General features: G+C 55.5%; 1 protein-coding gene. It reads left to right on the plus strand.

Annotation, left to right across the window (positions count from 1 at the left end; genetic code table 11):
* The first annotated feature begins 194 nt into the window (after positions 1–194).
* Positions 195–1,235 (plus strand): IS110 family transposase, encoded by a 1,041-nt coding sequence (locus FHT76_RS41170; RefSeq protein WP_259186890.1) that lies wholly within the window; start codon positions 195–197, stop codon positions 1,233–1,235.
* Positions 1,236–2,280: the final 1,045 nt, after the last annotated feature.

Here is a 2,280-nt window from a genome sequence, read left to right on the forward strand (position 1 = left end):
AGCGATGATCCTATGATCAGCTTGCCGGCAGTGGCACGTTGATCAGTCCGGCTCACGCCGGAGAGCATGGGACCAGAGCCGTCCAGTTACACCACATAGCGTAATCGCTCAGGGCCTAGCCTTCCCGGCGGCGGCTCTCCACACTGTCCCTTGTCAACTGTGGCCAGTGTGCCGAAGCTATGAGGAGAACCGCCATGAAGTATTATGCCGGACTGGATGTCAGCCAGCAAACGACCGCACTCTGCATCGTTGATGAGGAGGGCAAAATTGTTGCAGAACGGAGGGTTGGATCGTCCCCGGACGCTATTGCGCAGGCGCTGGAGCCATTTGCAGTCACTCTTGCAGGACTTGAGACCGGTCCATTGTCGGTCTGGCTATGGAATGGATTGAAGGACCGTGGCGTCCCCATCGTCTGCATGGATGCTCGGCACGCGAATGCCGCCTTGAAGATGATGCCCGCCAAGACAGACCGCAACGATGCTATCGGCTTGGCACAGATCATCCGTACGGGTTGGTGCAAGAGCGTCCATGTCAAGTCGACGGCGAGCCACGAAGCCCGGGCACTACTTGCCAGCAGGAGTCAGCTCGTGCAAATCCGTTGCGACCTGGAAAACCAGATCAGGGGTGTTCTTCGCACCTTTGGTATCCTGTTCGGCAAACGGGGCGGTGGGTTCACGAAGCGTGCCGAGGAAATTATCAATGGTGAGCTTCTTGCGTCTCCCACAATCCAAGCTGTTGTGGAAGCATTGATGCGAGCCCGTGCCGGCATCCTTGAGCAAATTCGTCTTCTCGAAACGAAGGTTCGCACGATCGCGCGACACAACGCTGTGGTGCGACGCCTTATGTCAGTACCTGGTGTGGGAGTTATCACTGCGCTCGGCTTCGCCGCGACAATTGATGATCCGACACGTTTTAAGCGATCATCCAGCGCCGGAGCATATCTTGGCCTCACACCTCGCATCTATGCATCAGGCGAAACGATGAGATCTGGGCGCGTCTCGAAGCGGGGTGACGACTTCCTGCGGCGCAGCCTATATGAGGCGGCCAATGCGCTACTCACACGCATTCCACAATTCTCTGCCTTGAAGAGTTGGGGTTTACGCATTGCGCGAAGGAGTGGCTATCGCAAAGCTAAAGTTGCCGTGGCGCGAAAGCTCACCGTAATCCTTCACGCCATGTGGATATCCGGCGAGTCGTTCCGCTGGTCCTCGCAAGAGACAAAAGATCTCGCATGATCGAAACCGCCTTGTGACTTGCTTAACTTTGCCAGATCGTCCGGTCAGGACGATGGCGCAGTCATGACCGATCCCACGAGTGCGAGTGCCGGATTATCAGGTAACCGCGAACACCACATTGGTCGACTGAGCCTATCCAACGCCATGATGAGGCGACTAAAGAGCCGACCTCGAAGAGAACCATGAGCCTGACCAGCGATACAAGCAGAACCCAGCTTGACAACCGCGATTAGAGAACTGCAGTGGGCACGATCAGGACGAGCCGTGTTTGCGTTACGAGATAGTAGGGCACACTGAACGTTCTCGCTGCTTTGAAAGGGGGATCGACGTCCACTGAAGGACAACTAAGGATAATGAGCTCGCTACAGTTTGTGGTACGTCATGTAAACTCGATTCTACCGTTGTCCGGTTGTTCCCGATGAATACGAGGAAGCTTGTTCAAGCCAACCATATTTCGATCCATCATCCTATTGGAGTTCTGTCTCGAACGCGCCACGCAGTCCGACTGTCATGCCATTGCGCTCGGCCCGCTGTTCATCGGACAGGGCCACTGCTCCCATTTGATTAGCGAAAAGGCCGTGACGGGTGGTACGGTATCGGATGGGTCGAACCAGGGGCAAGTCACACGTCGCGTGTGGGCTGCGACTGAAGCGCTGCCTCCGGCCTGCCTGAGAGGAGCCAGAGGAAGGGAGGCTTTTCTGCCTGTCCGAACTCGTGCGAACATTTTGGCTGCGATCGCTTGAGGTCTATCGCTGGCTCCGTGTGCGAGGTCCCTTTTACCTGGGTCAAACATCCCGGCACGCGCTCGATGTGCAACAAGTTCGTTTGGGACGGAGCCGGTGTGCTTGTGCGCACGTTTTCAGGCTCAAAAAAGCATTATTGAAAATTCCCTTTAAAATTCAGGGAGATGTAAGAATTCTCTCTTTTTTTGAAAAGCCCTCTTGATCTGAAAAAGGGGTAGGATCTATAAGCCCACTCACTGAACGAGGGCGGCGGCGCTGCTGGCGACGAAGTCCTTCGCTCTAGAGATTTCTTTGAGATTGGC

The sequence above is a fragment of the Rhizobium sp. BK176 genome (assembly GCF_024808055.1).